Source organism: Pseudomonas sp. BF-B-26 (assembly GCF_019956495.1).
Taxonomy (GTDB): Bacteria; Pseudomonadota; Gammaproteobacteria; order Pseudomonadales; family Pseudomonadaceae; genus Aquipseudomonas.
On the sequence record NZ_JAHBDP010000099.1, the window covers coordinates 1 to 16337 of the forward strand.

General features: G+C 57.9%; 10 protein-coding genes. 2 read left to right on the forward strand and 8 right to left on the reverse strand.

Going from position 1 to position 16337, the window contains the following annotated elements:
- Positions 1–88 precede the first annotated feature (88 nt).
- The 3 genes from maiA to hmgA are packed head-to-tail and all read right to left on the reverse strand — an operon-like array spanning position 89 to position 3352.
- Positions 89–724 (reverse strand): maleylacetoacetate isomerase, encoded by a 636-nt coding sequence (maiA, locus tag KGB03_RS22525; protein ID WP_218538116.1) that lies wholly within the window; start codon positions 722–724, stop codon positions 89–91.
- Positions 725–736: 12 nt separating this feature from the next.
- On the reverse strand, positions 737–2044 hold the full coding sequence (gene fahA / locus KGB03_RS22530; RefSeq protein WP_223529046.1) for a fumarylacetoacetase: 1308 nt from the start codon (positions 2042–2044) through the stop codon (positions 737–739).
- A 3-nt stretch (positions 2045–2047) separates the two neighbouring features.
- Complete coding sequence (gene hmgA, locus KGB03_RS22535) at positions 2048–3352, reverse strand: homogentisate 1,2-dioxygenase (RefSeq protein WP_223529048.1); 1305 nt, start codon at positions 3350–3352, stop codon at positions 2048–2050.
- A 164-nt stretch (positions 3353–3516) separates the two neighbouring features.
- Between hmgA and KGB03_RS22540 the strand changes: the two genes are divergently transcribed.
- Positions 3517–4299 carry an IclR family transcriptional regulator gene (locus tag KGB03_RS22540; protein ID WP_223529051.1) on the forward strand — a complete coding sequence of 261 codons (783 nt, stop codon included), beginning with the start codon at positions 3517–3519 and terminating at the stop codon, positions 4297–4299.
- 17 nt (positions 4300–4316) lie between these two features.
- Here the strand turns inward: KGB03_RS22540 and KGB03_RS22545 are convergent, their stop codons facing one another.
- The 4 genes from KGB03_RS22545 to KGB03_RS22560 form a co-directional block, all read right to left on the reverse strand.
- Positions 4317–7763: a dermonecrotic toxin domain-containing protein gene (locus KGB03_RS22545; RefSeq protein ID WP_223529054.1), complete on the reverse strand. Its 3447-nt coding sequence runs from the start codon at positions 7761–7763 to the stop codon at positions 4317–4319.
- A 164-nt stretch (positions 7764–7927) separates the two neighbouring features.
- Positions 7928–10483: a LuxR C-terminal-related transcriptional regulator gene (locus KGB03_RS22550; protein WP_218538111.1), complete on the reverse strand. Its 2556-nt coding sequence runs from the start codon at positions 10481–10483 to the stop codon at positions 7928–7930.
- 140 nt (positions 10484–10623) lie between these two features.
- On the reverse strand, positions 10624–11991 hold the full coding sequence (locus KGB03_RS22555; RefSeq protein ID WP_223529058.1) for a DUF1329 domain-containing protein: 1368 nt from the start codon (positions 11989–11991) through the stop codon (positions 10624–10626).
- 23 nt (positions 11992–12014) lie between these two features.
- Positions 12015–13808 (reverse strand): DUF1302 domain-containing protein, encoded by a 1794-nt coding sequence (locus KGB03_RS22560; protein WP_218538109.1) that lies wholly within the window; start codon positions 13806–13808, stop codon positions 12015–12017.
- Positions 13809–14475: 667 nt separating this feature from the next.
- Between KGB03_RS22560 and KGB03_RS22565 the strand changes: the two genes are divergently transcribed.
- On the forward strand, positions 14476–15243 hold the full coding sequence (locus KGB03_RS22565) for an N-acetylmuramoyl-L-alanine amidase (protein WP_223529061.1): 768 nt from the start codon (positions 14476–14478) through the stop codon (positions 15241–15243).
- A 76-nt stretch (positions 15244–15319) separates the two neighbouring features.
- Here KGB03_RS22565 and KGB03_RS22570 read toward each other — a convergent pair whose 3' ends face one another.
- Positions 15320–16231 (reverse strand): SDR family oxidoreductase, encoded by a 912-nt coding sequence (locus tag KGB03_RS22570; protein WP_192410173.1) that lies wholly within the window; start codon positions 16229–16231, stop codon positions 15320–15322.
- Positions 16232–16337 lie beyond the last annotated feature (106 nt).

Here is a 16337-nt window from a genome sequence, read left to right on the forward strand (position 1 = left end):
CGAAGAGGGTGTGTCAGCTACATTCATGTTGACTGACACGCCCTCTTCGCGAGCAAGCCCGCTCCCACATTGGTTCGGTGTGAGGGTGTTAAGGGGTATCTGGCTGATTCGCCGGATGCGCCTTGATGAATGCCGGATGCGTCGCCGCCAACGCCGCCACTCGACGAATCCGCGGGTACGCCTCAAGTGAAATGCTGAAGCGCTCGGCCGCGTACAGCTGCGGAATCAGGTAAACATCCGCCAGCCCAGGCGTCGGACCAAAGCAATAACCCTCATCGCCGATCAACTGCTCCACCGTCGCCAATCCCTGGCTGATCCAGTGCCCGATCCACTCCACCACTTGCGGTTCATCGTGCCCCAACTGCCGCAGCTTGTTGAGTACGCTGACGTTATGCAGTGGATGCACATCGCAACCAATCACCGCCGCCACACCACGCTCATGGGCGCGAGCGGCGAAGTCTTTGGAGAGCAGCGGCACCTGTGGATAACGTTCCTCCAGGTATTCAATGATCGCCGGCGACTGGATCAGCAGTTCGCCTTCATCGGTGCGCAAGGCCGGCACCCGGCCTTGCGGATTGATGCCGAGATACGGCGGCTGTCGATGTTCGCCACCTGGCGGCGCGATCAGGTTGATCGGCAGCGCCTGGTAGTCCAGTCCCTTGAGCGCCAACGCAATACGCACCCGAAAGGACGAAGTCGAACGGTAGTAGGTATAGAGTTCCATGACCCGATCCTCTTACTGTGCCGGCAGCACTTTGCCGCGGCACTCGCCGAAACCGATGGAGGCAAAACCCTCGCGGTTGCAACGGGCACGCAGGATGATTTCGTCGCCGTCCTCAAGGAATTTACGCACCTCGCCAGACGCCAGTTCGATCGGCTTTTTACCGCCCTCGGTGATTTCCAGCAGGCTGCCGAACTGACCGTTCTCCGGTCCCGACAACGTACCCGAACCGAACAGGTCACCGGCCTGCAACTGGCAGCCGTTGACGCTGTGGTGCGCGACCATTTGCGCCACGGTCCAGTACATGTGTTGGGTATTGCTGAGGGTCAGGCGATGGGCCGGCAGGTTTTGTTCGCGCAGGCCTTCGGTGAGCAGCAGCACTTCCAGTTCGATGTCGAAGGCGCCAGCGGCTTGATCGCGTTTGTCGAACAGGTACGGCAGTGGCTGTGGATCGCCTTCCGGACGTGCCGGCTGAGCGCGACGGAACGGCTCCAGCGCTTCAGCAGTTACCACCCAAGGCGAGATGCTGGTGATGAAACTCTTCGACAGGAACGGCCCCAGCGGCTGGTATTCCCAAGCCTGGATGTCCCGCGCCGACCAGTCGTTGAGCAGGCAGAAACCGGCGATGTGATCGGCCGCGTCACCGATGGCGATCGAGTCGCCCATGTCGTTGCCCTGACCGATCCAGATGCCCAGCTCCAGCTCATAGTCCAGACGTGCGCACGGACCAAACGTCGGCTCGGTCTGGCCGGCTGGCAGCGTCTGGCCTTTCGGACGGCGAACCTCGGTGCCCGATGGGCGAATGGTCGAAGCGCGGCCGTGATAACCGATCGGCACGTACTTGTAGTTCGGCAGCAACGGGTTGTCCGGGCGGAACAGTTTGCCGACATTCTGCGCGTGCTCGATGCCGACGTAGAAGTCGGTGTAGTCGTTGATCTTCGCCGGCAGGTGCATCTGGCACTCCGCCGCAAGCGGCAGCAGTTTTGCGCCTTGGGCTTCGATCTTGCCGCGCTGGGTGCTGCCTTCCTTGAACAACTCGATCATGCGTTGACGCAGCGCGACACGAGCCTCGCGACCCAGCTCGAAAAATGCATTCAACTGGCCGCCACGGGTGGCTTCAACGGCGGTCCGCGCAGCACCGTCGTCGAACAGCCCGGCATCGAGTGCCGCTCCCAGATCAAAGATATGGTCGCCGATCGCCACGCCACTGCGCGGCGCGCCGCCCTTCACGCTGAACACGCCCAACGGCAGATTTTGCAGCGGAAAATCCGCGTGGCCGTTGGCGGAGGCAACCCAGCTACGAGTGATGGAAGTCTGAGTCATGGGTTATCTCCGGGTCGGGTCGAAAGTGGCGGGCAGCGTGGCCCAGCAGGCATCGTAGTTGTTTTGCAGTTGCGGGCAATCCAGGGCGAAGCGGCTCGGGCGCAGCACCTGGCTGGTCTCGAACATGAAAGCCATGGTGTTGTCGATTTTCGCTGGTGCGAGTTCGGCGTTGATCGCCTTGGTGCAGGTTTCGCCATCCGGGCCGTGGGCGCTCATGCAGCTGTGCAAGGACGCGCCGCCGGGCACGAAGCCTTCGGCCTTGGCGTCGTACTCGCCCTTGATCAGGCCCATGAATTCGTTCATCAGGTTGCGGTGAAACCACGGTGGCCGGAAGGTTTTCTCGGCGACCATCCAGCGTGGCGGGAAGATCACGAAGTCGAGGTTGGCCAGACCGTGGACGCTGGTCGGCGACGTCAGGACGGTGAAGATCGACGGATCCGGGTGGTCGAAACTGACCGTGCCGATGGTGTTGAAACGACGCAGGTCATATTTGTACGGCACGTTGTTGCCGTGCCAGGCGACCACATTCAACGGCGAATGATCGAGCTCACAGCCCCACAACTGGCCGAGGAATTTCTGCACCAGCGTGGTCGGTTGCTTGAGGTTTTCGTAATGCGCGACCGGGGTCAGGAAGTCCCGCGCATTGGCCAGGCCATTGCTGCCGATCGGCCCCAAGTCTGGCAGGCGCAGTGGCGCGCCGTGGTTCTCGGCAATGTAGCCGCGGGCATGCGGATCGAGCAGTTCGACGCGAAATTTCAGGCCGCGTGGCAGCACGGCGATTTCCAGCGGCTCCAGTTCCAGTACGCCCAATTCCGTTGTGATGCGCAGACGTCCCAGCTCCGGTACCAGCAGCAGTTCGCCATCGGCGTTGAAAAACATGCGCTCCATGGAACGGTTGGCGCGGTAGGTATAAATGCTGATCCCGGCCGGTTTTTCCGCGCCGGAGTTGGCAGCCATGCTCACCAGCCCGTCGATGAAATCGGTTGGCTCGCTCGGGATGTCCAACGGGTTCCAACGCAGACGATTGGGGGTCACTTCACCCAACGGGCCGCCGGCCAGTTGCCGATCCAGTTTGACGAACGCCGGGTGATTGGCCGACGGCTGAATACGGTACATCCAGGTGCGCCGCGCTTCACTGCGGGCCATGGTGAACGCGGTGCCGGAGAACAGTTCGGTGTAGAGACCGTAAGGGGCTTTTTGCGGGGAATTCTGGCCGACGGGCAGTGCGCCAGGCAACGCTTCGCTGCTGAATTCGTTGCCGAAGCCGGACTGATAAGCCAGCTCGGGCGCCGTTGAATCGAGGTTCATGGAGCCTCCTGAACAGGGAGTAGGCATGGCCTGTCGCTCCATTCAAGAGGTCTGGGCACGCCCGGGTTATTTTTATCGTAATTCGATTACGCTTAACGTAATTTGATTGGTATTGACCGTCAAGCTATAAAGACGCCCATTCGTCCCGGGATCAGACCGCCTCCATGGAAACGCCGCGCAGCAACGATAAACAGAAAGTCCGCTCGGCCGAGGTCGGCACCGACATCCTCAAGGCCTTGGCCGAGTTATCGCCATCGACGTCACTGTCGCGCCTGGCCGAACACGTACAGATGCCGGCGAGCAAGGTTCACCGCTATCTACAGGCGCTGATCGCCAGCGGTTTTGCTGAACAGAATGCGGCCACCAACCATTACGGTCTGGGCCGCGAAGCCTTGCGCGTCGGTCTCGCCGCACTCAACAGTATGGACGTGCTGAAAGTCGGCGCCCTGCCCCTGGCTGAATTGCGCGATGAGTTGAACGAAACCTGCTTTATAGCGGTGTGGGGCAACCAGGGCGCGACCGTGGTGCACATCGAGCCAGCAGTGCGCGCGGTGACGGTGGTGACGCAATTGGGTTCGGTATTGCCGTTGCTCAGTTCGTCCACAGGGCTGGTGTTCGGCGCCTATCTGCCCAAGCGTGAAACCGTCGAATTGCGCGAGCGGGAACTGCACAGCAGCGCTTCACATACGCTGGCGGACGATCAGGCCTACCAGGCGTTGTGCGAACAGATCCGCGAACGCGGTCTGCATCATGTGCATGGTTTGTTGATGCCGGGCGTGGACGCCTTGTCGGCCCCGGTGTTCAACGCGGTCGGACAGATCGCCGCCGTGCTGACCATCGTCGGTCCGGCTTCGTTGTTCCACGCCGACGAAAACGGCCCGGCGGCGCAGCGGTTGTTGGCTGCGACGCGGGCCGTGAGTTGGCGGATGGGGTATCAGCCGGAGTAATGGCTAACCCGGCAGGATCAATCTGTGATTCGGGCTTTACTGTCCTGAAGCAGGTACGTGGACGTCACCGCAGTGACATAGTCGACGCCCACCGGAACGCCGCTCGCGGTCGACACAATATCAGAGATGTCTTTGATCCGCGTCAGAAGGCCCACTGCCGAAGTGGATGTGCCAACCCCCGAGACGATGCCAATATACAAGAGGATGGTGCTTCTCCAGGCCGAGGCGAGGTAGGCTTTTCCGGCATCTTCATCGCCCAGGCTGTAGGCAACCACACCTTGAACGATCGAGCGCGTGATACGCAGGATGCTGGCCACCAGAGCGACTGGAGGGACAAACAGCGAGATGACATCCACCACCAGTTCTGCGCCGGTCATCACATTACGCCAGAAGATTTCCGCATGCGTGCTCGTCTGATAGTCGACGTCGTAGATAAGCCGCGACACCATGCTGTTGTATTCGAACCTGAAGTGGGTCACAGGGTAACTGTCTTGCAACCTTGGCGTCGGCAAGGCACCTGAAGCATTGCGGCAGTTGTCGACATAACGTTGCACTACGCCTCTGTCCTCCAACCTGACAAGCCCGACAACATGATTGCCCAGTGAGTATCCCTTCAAGCCCTGAGTCAATGACTCAATGGGACGGAATGTCAGGCCATCCGGTGCTTTCGGAATGTAGATCAGGTATTCCAACCTGCCAGCCACGTTGCGCCCAAACGTATAGGCCCCCTCCAACCGTCGCCCTTCGAGCGCCAGCGTATACACGCCTTCGCCTGGCGCGGCACCCGTCAGGAACGGAACCGGATTGTAAGAACGATCATGATCCAGCCCCTCGATCAGCCCCTTGAGCCAATTGAAGTGTTCACCGGAAAGAGAGCCCTGAAGTTTTTGTGTCAATGCTGCCCTGAGCATTTCGTTCTGCACGATCTTGCAGTAAAGCTTCGACTTCAGATCATAAGAAGGCGTTGCCAGAAAATCCTGCTGCAGATACTGCTCATATTTTTCTCCCGGCAATAAGTCGATCAACGCAGTGACGGTGGCCTCATTCAAGCGCCCCAGCGACGAGTTATCCATGGAGCCGAACCACACCGTTCCATCAGCGCGCCAAATCTGCCACTGAATGAACACATTGGTGAGCGTCATATAGTCGTATCCACGCAACTTGACTCTCACCCGATCTGGATCGATTTCCGGATGCGGGCCGGATAGACGCAGATAATCGTTCAGCGCCTTCATGACCAATTTTCGTGAGAAGGCAGCAAACGTTTCAATATGCAGTGGTTCTTTTGATACCTGGTAGATGGCTTTGAAGTCTGTGTTCAGCCTTGTGAAAAGTTCGCGATCTTGTGCCGCAGCCTTTCTGTACCAGTTGGGTGTAACCACCTGTTCTTCGGCAATTTCCCAGTCGACAATGTTATGGATGGCGCCCATCAGCGGTCCGTCTTCCACTCCGCTCGTCCATTTCACCAAAGTGACACCGCCCCACCACCATGGCTGGAGCACCCGCTCCGGCTCGTCATAGGAGAGATAGTCCTTCACGAACTCCGCACGATCCGTGCTGAAAGCCTGCCCGATCAGGAAGTCACTGTTGCGCTGCCCGAAACCCCACGTACCGAACTGTCGCTTCAATGCCGTCAGATCGGGAAACTCATACCATTGCTGGCCCGTCGGTGCACCAGGCGCATAGAGCACATGCATCGAAAGTTCAGGAGTTGTACCTCTGGCACGGTAAACGATCATATTTTTGAAGGGGCGGTAGTAGTGGACAAAAGCAACGCTGTACGCCTCCATTCCAGGATCGCCAAACAGATAGCGCTGCATGATGTCCTGTGCTTTCGGGCTGATATGTTTTTGAAGTATCGCGGCGTAGTTACTGAGTGCAGTCTGTTGACTTAATACTTCCCGCATGGCGTCTTTAACTTGCGGATTGCTGAGGCGATAAGTTCGCTCATTGGCATATTTCAAACGAAGATCAAACTGCCGGATGGCGAATTCGATATTGGAAACTGTCAGTCGTGGATTGTAATGATGCTCTTCAAACTGAATGGTGTATCTCCCGGCAACATCATGCACACCGTACATAAACAGCTGTGTCAGATTTTTACGCTGGACATGCTCGATGTTCCTGGCGCCCATACGTACCCGATGCGTTACCTTCACCCAAACGGTATCCGGATCAACGCGATTGGCATCGCCCTGGGAAATATGTTCTTCGACGACACGCCGCACATACTCCTGGAATGAGGACAGTCCCCCCATCACCTCATGCAATTTCACCTGGCTACTGAGCAACGCCTGTTCCAAAGAGGCAAAAACTTCCTGTTCGGTGGTGGAAGTTTCCTTCAGCCATTGTGGCCTGGCATTCTTCGTCACCAATGCGAGCAGACGTGCGGTGCGGTGCTTGGCATCATCGCCCAATTCGCCCAGACGTTGACTCTGCTCAATCGATTGAATGATGGCGGGCAGATCCGCATCCGGCTCCAGCAAACGGCGAATTCCATGAGCAACTTCATGCCATTGTTTATTCAACAGATTGTCGATGACGATCTGGAAAACTTCGCCATAGATTCTGAAATAACGGATATCGGGAACACTTTTTACCTGTTCAGCGTGCTGCTGTGAAATACCTTTGAGCAACTGCATTCGGCTTTTCGGGTCGCTCAGGCGTAGCTCAAGCGAGCGATGCATTATTGCCGACGTCTGGAACGTTTCCAGCCCGTTTTCAGGGGTATAAAGAATGACCCAGTCATCATTGGCAGGCACAAGCTCATCGATGGTCCGGCCACTTGAATACATGACAAAACAACAAGCCAGCGTTGCAAATCGTCCGTTTTCCAGTTCCACAGAAAGACTGCAAGCCGGCGTCTGGAGATTGCCCCTGATATAAACTTCGCAGCTCTCTTCTACTTCCGACCTCACCCCTTGCATTTGTACTGTTGCTTTCAACTCTTGCCAGAAAAGCGCCGCATACAAGTCCCGCAGATCACTGCGGCGAGAGGCCAGCTTACTACTGTTGACGTCCTTGCCCAGAGGTGTCGTCCAGTATCGTTCCAGACCTAGCGTGTATTTTTGTTCCAGCGTACCCAGCACATCGCCGATCAGCTCCCCTAGAGCAACCACATCCAGACCGTCAACCCGGTCCGATTCATCCACGGAGTTATGCACGTCATAAACGCCGTACTGAGTCACGTCATAAACAGGAGCACGCCCACGGCTCAGACACTCCATGAACACGTCCGTGAACAGACCGGTCGGCTCCTGATTCGCAATGCCTGAACGTCGGGCATTGATGTAAGTCCTGCTGATGAAGACCTCCGGCAACAGCTGCTGAAGTTCCTTCAACAAAACCTCTTGCAGGATTAGTTTAAACGACGGGCTTTTCTTCAGCGCTTCTTCCAGCGCGGTAAAACTTTCAAACACCGGCCCCAGATGCGCCTGTGTCAGCGATACTTCCTGAACACTCATATGCATATTCCATTAATGCACTTTAAAAAATCAGACAACGAACGTTGCCTGAACCAGTGCAATTAACTTAACGTAATCAAAACCAATAAAGACACCCGCCGTCCTTTACAAAACATTAATTACCCAGAACATAAAAACAGGTTAATAATTTTATTAAATAACCATTAACCGCACAAACCCAGCATTCTTGCCCTTGCCACGGCATGCGTCCTGCGCTCAACCCCTAACTTTCCATGAATCCGCCGGACATGTGTTTTAACAGTATGCAATGAGATGAACAACTTATCAGCTATTTGCCGGTTAGAACTTCCCGACGCAATTAACTCAAGCACTTCCAACTCTCTCAGACTCAGTGGGCTTTCATTAGTCTCCCTGTCGGAACATGGCTCGTTATTATCGACAACGTGCAGTTCCGACAAGAGGCTGGGGCAACGTCTGTATAACTGCGTCAACAACTGCGGCAAGTTACAACGGCTCGCCTTCGTTTCGCCCTTTTCGAAAAACTGCCGGGCACTCCCCAGTTCGCCCACCATGAACGCCGCCTCGGCCATTGCCAGCAGAAGCTCGGCTTCCAGGCTGACCATTGCGTTCACTTGTGTATGCTCGAGTAGAGCGGCGAGTCGAGCCAAAGGATTCTCCACCCGTTGCAGTTTGACCTCGGCCAGAATCAACAAATACTCAATCCGCGGAATCAGCTCCAGTGTCGCCGGGGGAGCCTGCCGGGCCTGTGGCCCCCGATAATGTTTGAGCACCCGACTCAACGCCTCACGGGCCAGTTCGGGACGCCCCTGTTGCAACCAGCACTGACTGCTGACCTGCAGCAGAGCACCACGGTAGACCGTGTCCGGAATCTGCCGCTGTTGCATCAATCGCTCGGCATCGCGCAGACGGACGAAGGCTTGGGCGTAGTCGCCCTGATTGGCGGCCAGTTGTGCCTGCCCGAGAAACCCGTACAGCGCACGTTTATCTTGATTGCGAACACAGTCCTCCAACCCGGAGTGAAAAAAATCCGCTGCCTGTTCATCCAGCCCCTGACACAGGGCCAACCGCCCACGACGCAATGCAATTCGTCCCAACAAGGGTGCGGGTCGATCCGAACGCTGACGGAGCAGTTCATCGATATTGCAGAGCAGGCTTTCAGCGCGAGCCGGGGCACCCCGCTGCTCCAGCCATTGCGCATGATCGAGTTCCATCAGGCCTTCGAACACCAGCGAACCTTGTGCCCGCGCCAGGCACAGCGCGTCGCGGTTGTGGGCTTGCGCCACGTCGAGTTCGCCCCTTAGCAATGCCTGTTGCGTCAAACCGGACAAACACATCAAGCGTGCCGTCCAACATTCAGGATCGAGCACGCTCAACGCGTCAAGAAAGTGCGCGCGCGAAGCCTCCATTCGTCCCTGTAAATGCAGCAACCAACCCTGCAGGGCCTGCCAACGTGCAATCAGTTGACGCTCAAGCACCGCCGAGGGTTGAGGCGTGAAATGTGCCAAATGCGCGATACAGGCGGTCGCCTGTTCGAAACGTCCGGCGAACAACAGCGCAGCGGTAATCAATCCGACCAATTGCGGGCTGCCCAGCGTCAGCTCTTCACCTTGCTGCTCATGCAAACGCAACAACAGCACCACCGTTTGCTCCTCGAACAAATGCTCGAAACTGAAGTGCTGCAACAGGCTGACCGCCACTTCGTACTCCTCGGCGAGCAAGGCCTGTTCGAAGGCCGATTTCCAGTCCTGTTCGGTACAGAACCATTGGCAGGCACGCCGATGCCAGGAGCGTCCCGCCGGCCATTGCTCATCGCGCAACAACTGGGTGAACGGGGTGAATATCTGCAGCCAATCGGTGGAGTCCCCCCAAGGTTCGATAAAACAGCCCAGCGTTTGCAAGGTCCGCAAGTACTGAGCGCCCTCTCCGGCCCCGAACAGGTGATCGCACAGCCGGGCATTGAAGCGGGGCAGGTGGGCCAGCACGCGCCAGGCTTCGCTCAACTCAGGCGTCAGCGAGTTGAACAACTCATGCTCCAGGTAATCGAGCAAGGTGTCCGCCCGTCCCAGGGGTTTGTCCTGACGCGACCAGTCGCATTTCTGCAGCAATGCAATCCGCACACCGGCACACCAGCCGCCGGTGCGCAGGATGATCCGACTGGCCACTTTGCCGGCATGCTCCGGTACCCAGGGCTGCACGATCTGCTCGACTTCATTGGCCGTAAAAGCCAGCGAAGTGCTTTCGCACTCGTACAACTCATCGTCGAGCAGCAACCTTGGCCAGTTGCAGGGTGGCCGGCGGCGAGCACCCAGCCACCAGGTCAGCATCGGACTGCTGGTCGCCAGCATGCGATCGAGCAACAGGTCCAGCTCCGGATCAGGCAGGCGGCAATAATCATCCAGAAACAGCCAGGTCGGCGTCTGCAATCGCGCCAGATAGCCCAGTAGCTCCGTTTCACTCGACGTAGCCAGCCCCAGCGTCTCTGCCAGACGCTGACGAAAATCCACCGCGCTCAACACCACGCCAGACAATGGCAACCAGAACACGCGGCACTGCAGCGGGGCTTGCAACAGGCATTCGGCGAGCAGCGCAGTCTTGCCACTGCCGGCCGGCGCGCAGAGTAATTTCACCCGTGCCGTAGAGGCCAGTAACGGCTCGGTCAAGCGAGCCCGTGACAAGTGATGAGTGGACAGACGGGGCAGAAATCCAGGACGGTCCAGACACGGGATCATGGCGGTCATTGCGGCGTGCCTTTTTATAATTGTTCGGCAACCCTAGCCCTCTCTAACCCGCTTGTTGAGAAGTATTCAGCACGCTGATTGGCAGCCATAAAAAAGGCGACCACCCGGTCGCCTTTTGTACTGCCAATGTATCAAAACCCTTACCGAACGCCCTCGGCGCGTAGGGCCGATGGGGTGTAGTCGGCGGCCTTGGCTTCGAAGCCGAATTCGAAACTGTGCTTCTCTTCGTTCTTCATTCCCAGGGCAATGTATCGGCCGGCAATGATGTCGTAGAGCGCTTCGAGGGTGTAGGCCGGAGTCTGGTGATCGTAGTAGTACTGAGCGTGACCCTCGGCGACTCGCCACAGCTGACCGCGACCGTCGTAGTGGTCCGCCAGCGCCACTTGCCAGCTGTCTTCGTCGAGGTACATGTGGCGTTTGGCGTAGATGTGCCGTTCACTCGGTTTGACCGTACCGATCACTTCCCAGACCCGGTGCAACTCATAACGGGTCAAGTCCTGATTGATGTGCCCGGCCTTGACGATGTCGTCGTACTTGAGGCTCGGCGAGTCGAGTTTGTAGCTGTTGTAAGGGATGTACATTTCCTTCTTGCCGACCAGTTTCCAGTCGTAGCGATCCGGTGCGCCGGAGAACATGTCGAAGTTGTCGGACGTGCGCAGGCCGTCAGCCGCAGTACCCGGCCCGTCATAAGCCACTTGCGGTGCGCGACGCACACGACGCTGGCCGGCGTTGTAGATCCACGCCAAGCGCGGTTCTTTCACCTGATCGAGGGTTTCGTGCACCAGCAGCACGTTACCCGCCAGACGTGCCGGGGCCGTCACCGATTGCTTGAAGAAGGTCAGCACGTTGGCGGCTTTTTCCGGGTCAAGGTCCTTCATCAGTTGCGGTACGGCGATCTCTTCCTCGAAGCGGATCGGCGTGTAGCTGCCGTTCGTTTGCGGGGTCACCTGAGTGATGATGCGTCGCAGGTTGCCGCCGTGATAGCGGGTGATGTGGTTCCACAGCACCTCGACGCCGGTCTTCGGAATCGGGAACGCGTAGTAGCGGTTGCCGGTGAAGTTGGCCAGGCCGTTACCGTCGTTGATGCTGTTCACGTTCAGTGCGGAGCGCTTGGCCGACTCGTAAATCTCCGGGGGTAGAGCCACGGTGCGGTGGGTCGGGTAGACCGGGATCTTGTAGGTTTCCGGATAGCGCTTGAACATCGCTACCTGGCCATCCGAGAGCTTGTCCTTGTACTTGTCGACCGTAGCCGCGGTGATGGTGAACAGTGGTTTTTCGCTGGCGAACGGGTCAGCCAGGAAACCTTTGCTGTCGACTGCGCCAGCGTTTTTCGGGATGCCACCGGTCCAGGCCGGGATCGAGCCGTCGGCGTTGCCGGCCTTCTCGGCACCCAGCGGCGTGAGGCTGGTGCCGAGCTTGTTGGCTTCTTCCGGCGAGACCACCGCCATCACGTTGGCAGCCAGCAGACTCAAGGCCAGGGCGCCGCATTGCAGAATCATCTTGCGCATTAAATTCATCCTTCTCAGCCAGATCAGAAGTTCACGCCGAAACTCAGCGCCAGGAAGTCGCGGTCTTCCAGGGTGTTGTAGTCACCGCCGAAGAAATCGGTGTAACTGAGGCTCGCGGTATAGGTGTTGCGGTAGTCGGCATCGACACCGACGCTGACGGCCTTGGCGCCTTCGTTGAACAGACCGTTGGGGCCGTAGCCGGCGACGTCGTGGGACCAGGACAGGTTGGGCTTGAGGTTGATCCCGCCGATCACGTTGGCGTAATCGAGAATTGCCCGGGCGCGGTAGCCCCAGGAGGTCGAGGTGACGAAACCGTCGGTATCGCCGCCAAAACCGTATTGGCCATAGACCGAGTCACGGCCGTAACGCAGCTTGGTTCGCGACTCCAGGCCACCGACGTGCACCACCGCCGCCTCGCCAACCAGGGTCAGCCGCTGGGCACCCAGCACTTGGTCGAAAAAGTGCGTCAGGGTGCTCTGGACCTGGGTCACTTCCTTGCGGCGGTAGCCTTTGTTGTCGGCACCTGGCGTGGTGGCGATAGGCGATGCCGCGCCGCCTGCGATCGGGTTGAGCAAGGCCAGCGTCAGGTCGTTGGTGTTGACTTGCACCGGAGCGTTGGGGCGATAGCTGATCTCGCCGGTCCACGCCGTGCCGGTAGGCAAGGTGGTGGAAAAGCTCGCGCCGTAGAGACGAATGTCTTCCGGGTACTCAAGGTAATACTGGCCACGACCGAGCATCACACTCTGAGCCAGTGCCGACCCGGTGCCGGGCGCGATTCTGTTGGCGGCACCGACGATGGCCGGAATCCGTGCCAGCGTTGTCAGACCGGCAGTGGTGGTGCCGACCGTCGGGGAGCGACTGTGATAGTTCATGAAGTACAGGCCGTACTCGGTATCGTCGCCGAGCCAGCGCAGCGCCGTTCCCCACTGTCCCGAATCGCGGGCATCGCGGTCCCCACCGCGCGGGACGATCACACCTTCCCTGCTGACTTCGAAGCCTTGGCCAAACGCTGCAGCGATCGGTTGCAACGGTGCAATCGCCGGGCTGGCCACCGTGTAATTCTTGTTGCAGCCGTCTGCCACCACGTCGTTGCCGAAGAAGGTGCCGCAGTTGTCGACGACAGTCTGGTCCCACTCCAGTTGATAGAAACCTTCCACCGAGAGTTGGTCGGTCAGGCTTTGGGAGGCGAACAACATGTTCACCGGAATCAGGCCTTCCTTGATTTCGGCGCCAGGACGGCGGAACGCTGAAACGTCGATCGGGTTGATGCTGTTGATCGAGTTGCCGATGAAGGTACTTTCACCCCAACTCACCACCTGCTTGCCGGCGCGCACCGTGCCCGGCAGTTCAGCGATGGAATAGTTGTGATAGACGAAGGCGTCGAGCAGCTGCGCCCCGGAAGACTTGGCGCCTTCTTTACGACCGCTATCACTGATCGGTTTGAACTCGCGATCCTCGTCCTTGAGTTCGAAGTCGTACCAGTACTTGCCTCGCACGAACACCCCGGTGTCGCCGTACTTCAATTCGAGGTCATGAATACCCTTGAAGATCTTGGAGAAGGTTTCGCCCTTCTTGAAGTTCAGCCGCCCGTCATCCCCGGTCGAAGACTGGCCGGTACCGCCGTTGACCGTGCCCACCAGAGACTTGTCGGCATCGCGCATGCCCCAGCTCGCGCCGACGGACAGCGAAGAGTCAAAGGTCCCCTCGATTTCCCCAATGTTGAATGAAACAGCCTGCGCCTGGGCGCAGCAACCCAAGGCAACCGCAGCGGCCAGCGCTTGCGGCGTGAAGATGGCGCGCATTGTTGTTTTTGTCATGCGTCTTCCCCGGTGAGTGACAGAAGGCCCCACCCTACTGCCGCACGTTGGGAGCGATAAGCGCACCAAGGAGGTATTCGCGGTGTACCTCCAAAGGATGAATGCCCGCATGGGACGGGGATTTGCGCGGGTTATGGATGGGCTGGATGGGGGGTTATCAACGCAACGCATGGCGTGTGGGAGGGGTCTGTCAGCACTGTTACTCATGCTGCAACAGTTCATGTCATGAATCGCTATTTTTCCTTTTGGCTCAAAGCCTTATTCTTGCCGGGCTTTCACGGCAAACGGCCGGAAAGCAGGAAGCAATGGCGGTGTCTAGTCCACGCCATTGGTGACAGATTTCAGAGGAGTTGAAGATGTTCGACTCATCGCCCCGTGTTCACTGACGTTGATTTATTGCTCCTTGATCAATCGTCTTACTTTGGCCGCTGCGTTTGCAGCGGCCTTTTTTATGGGGGATGGTTTTGTAGCGATGGCAAAGATTTGCAGAAGTAAAAGTGGTGCAAACTACTTAATCCACTCTAAGTTTCTATTACCTACCTACTTCTCGGAAAGCGACTACATAGATCTGTAATCACGCGAAGCACCCTCGCGATTAAGGTTAAAAACAAGTCAGCCATTCTTTTGCACGCTGACTCTAACCAAATTAATTGCGAGTAATCTGTTCATGAAACCCATTGACTACAACAAATACCGAGCCACTAAAAACATCATCACCCCCGTACGTTTTCTGATCTTCCACTACACAGCCGGCAACTTCTCCAGTTCGATAAATACGCTCACCGGCCCGAATGTCAGCGTCCACTATCTGGTTCCCGACATCACCGATCCGAGCTACTTGAAAGCAGGTTATACCAGGCAGGAAGTCTTCAACCTCGTCGACGAAACCAAGCGGGCGTGGCATGCGGGCGTCAGTGCCTGGGGCAATCGAAGTAATCTGAACGACACGTCCATCGGCGTTGAAATCGTCAACCTTGCAACGTTTAGCCAAGGGGTTTTCAACTTTCCGCCGTATCAGCCGGAACAAATTGCTGCCGTAGAAGAGCTGGCGTTGGACATCCTCGAACGCTACCCGGACATCAGCCCGACCCAGGTTCTGGGGCATTCGGATATTGCGGTTGGCCGCAAGAGTGACCCTGGGCCGAAGTTCCCCTGGCATGCCCTTTACTTGAAAGGGGTGGGTGCCTGGTTCGACGAAGTCACCCGAGACACTTATCTGCAGCAATACAACGAGAGCGGCATTCCAGCCCGAAGCGACTTGCTCAAACTGTTCAAGACTTACGGATACGACGTTTCCGGCGCGTCAACCGAACAAGGCTTCGCACATCTGGTCAGGGCCTTTCAGTTGCACTTTCGCCCGGAAACTTACAACGGGATCATGGATGCGCAAACGGCCGCGAATCTGGCGGCATTGGTTCACAAGTATTTTCCTTGATGACCGCTGCAAACCAGATGTCGGGGCCGGCTATCAAGAACCGGCAAGGTCAAGAACGATGACCTTGCTGGCTTGATTAAATCGAATACTTCTGCAAATTCGCCATCATTTCCTTCAACGCTTCCAGGTTGTCCTGCGGATGCGCCGCACCTTCAAAGTCGCAGATCTGTTGCCAATGCGCCGCCACATCTTCGGGTGAGAACCCAATCCGCGGATCAAACCCCGCGCCCAGGCTTCGTTCCCAGCGCACCTTGCCCATCCAGCCGCCACCGACTTCAAACAGTCCGGAGGTTTCCTGGCAGTTCTCGCTGGCGAGGTACACCACCAGCGGGCTGACCAGTTCCGGTTTGAGTTGTTCGAAGACTTGCGGCGGGATCAGGCCTTCGGTCATGCGCGTGCCGCCAGTAGGCGCGATGGCGTTGACCAGGATGTTGTTCTTGCGGCCTTCGATGGCCAGGGTGCGGGTCAGGCCGTAGAGGCCGAGTTTGGCCATGCCGTAGTTGGACTGGCCGAAGTTGCCGTAGATGCCCGAGGTCGAAGCGGTGAAGATGACGCGGCCATAATTTTGCTCGCGCAAGTGCGGCCAGGCGGCGCGGGTGACTTTGTAGGCGCCTTCGACGTGGACGCGGTAAACCAGATCCCAGTCGCCGTCTTCCATTTTGTGGAAGGTTTTGTCCCGCAGAATCCCGGCGTTGTTGACCACTACATCGACACGACCGAAGGTGTCCAAGGCGTTCTGAACGATTTTGTCGCCGTCGGTGACGGAGTCATGGTTGGCCTCGGCGATGCCACCGGCCTCACGAATTTCCGCCACTACCCGGTCGGCTGCCGAAGCGTTTGCGCCTTCGCCCTGAGCCGAGCCGCCGAGATCGTTGACCAGCACTTTGGCGCCCTGTTTGGCGAACAACAGCGCGTGGGCCCGACCCAGGCCGCCGCCTGCCCCCGTGATGATCACGACTTTATCTTCGAAGCGCACAGACTCATTCATTGGGGGACTCCAGCAGGCCAGGGACAATAAGCTGGAGTGTCAGGCACGACAATGCGGGCCACAATGAACTGAGGTGAGGCTGAATGGTGCGCGATAAGTCAGGGGG

Excerpts from the sequence above, each read along its gene's own strand:
- maiA (WP_218538116.1), bottom strand. The coding sequence starts at position 724 with ATGGAACTCTATACCTACTACCGTTCGACTTCGTCCTTTCGGGTGCGT.
- fahA (WP_223529046.1), bottom strand. The coding sequence starts at position 2,044 with ATGACTCAGACTTCCATCACTCGTAGCTGGGTTGCCTCCGCCAACGGC.
- hmgA (WP_223529048.1), bottom strand. The coding sequence starts at position 3,352 with ATGAACCTCGATTCAACGGCGCCCGAGCTGGCTTATCAGTCCGGCTTC.
- KGB03_RS22540 (WP_223529051.1), top strand. The coding sequence starts at position 3,517 with ATGGAAACGCCGCGCAGCAACGATAAACAGAAAGTCCGCTCGGCCGAG.
- KGB03_RS22545 (WP_223529054.1), bottom strand. The coding sequence starts at position 7,763 with ATGAGTGTTCAGGAAGTATCGCTGACACAGGCGCATCTGGGGCCGGTG.
- KGB03_RS22550 (WP_218538111.1), bottom strand. The coding sequence starts at position 10,483 with ATGACCGCCATGATCCCGTGTCTGGACCGTCCTGGATTTCTGCCCCGT.
- KGB03_RS22555 (WP_223529058.1), bottom strand. The coding sequence starts at position 11,991 with ATGCGCAAGATGATTCTGCAATGCGGCGCCCTGGCCTTGAGTCTGCTG.
- KGB03_RS22560 (WP_218538109.1), bottom strand. The coding sequence starts at position 13,808 with ATGACAAAAACAACAATGCGCGCCATCTTCACGCCGCAAGCGCTGGCC.
- KGB03_RS22565 (WP_223529061.1), top strand. The coding sequence starts at position 14,476 with ATGAAACCCATTGACTACAACAAATACCGAGCCACTAAAAACATCATC.
- KGB03_RS22570 (WP_192410173.1), bottom strand. The coding sequence starts at position 16,231 with ATGAATGAGTCTGTGCGCTTCGAAGATAAAGTCGTGATCATCACGGGG.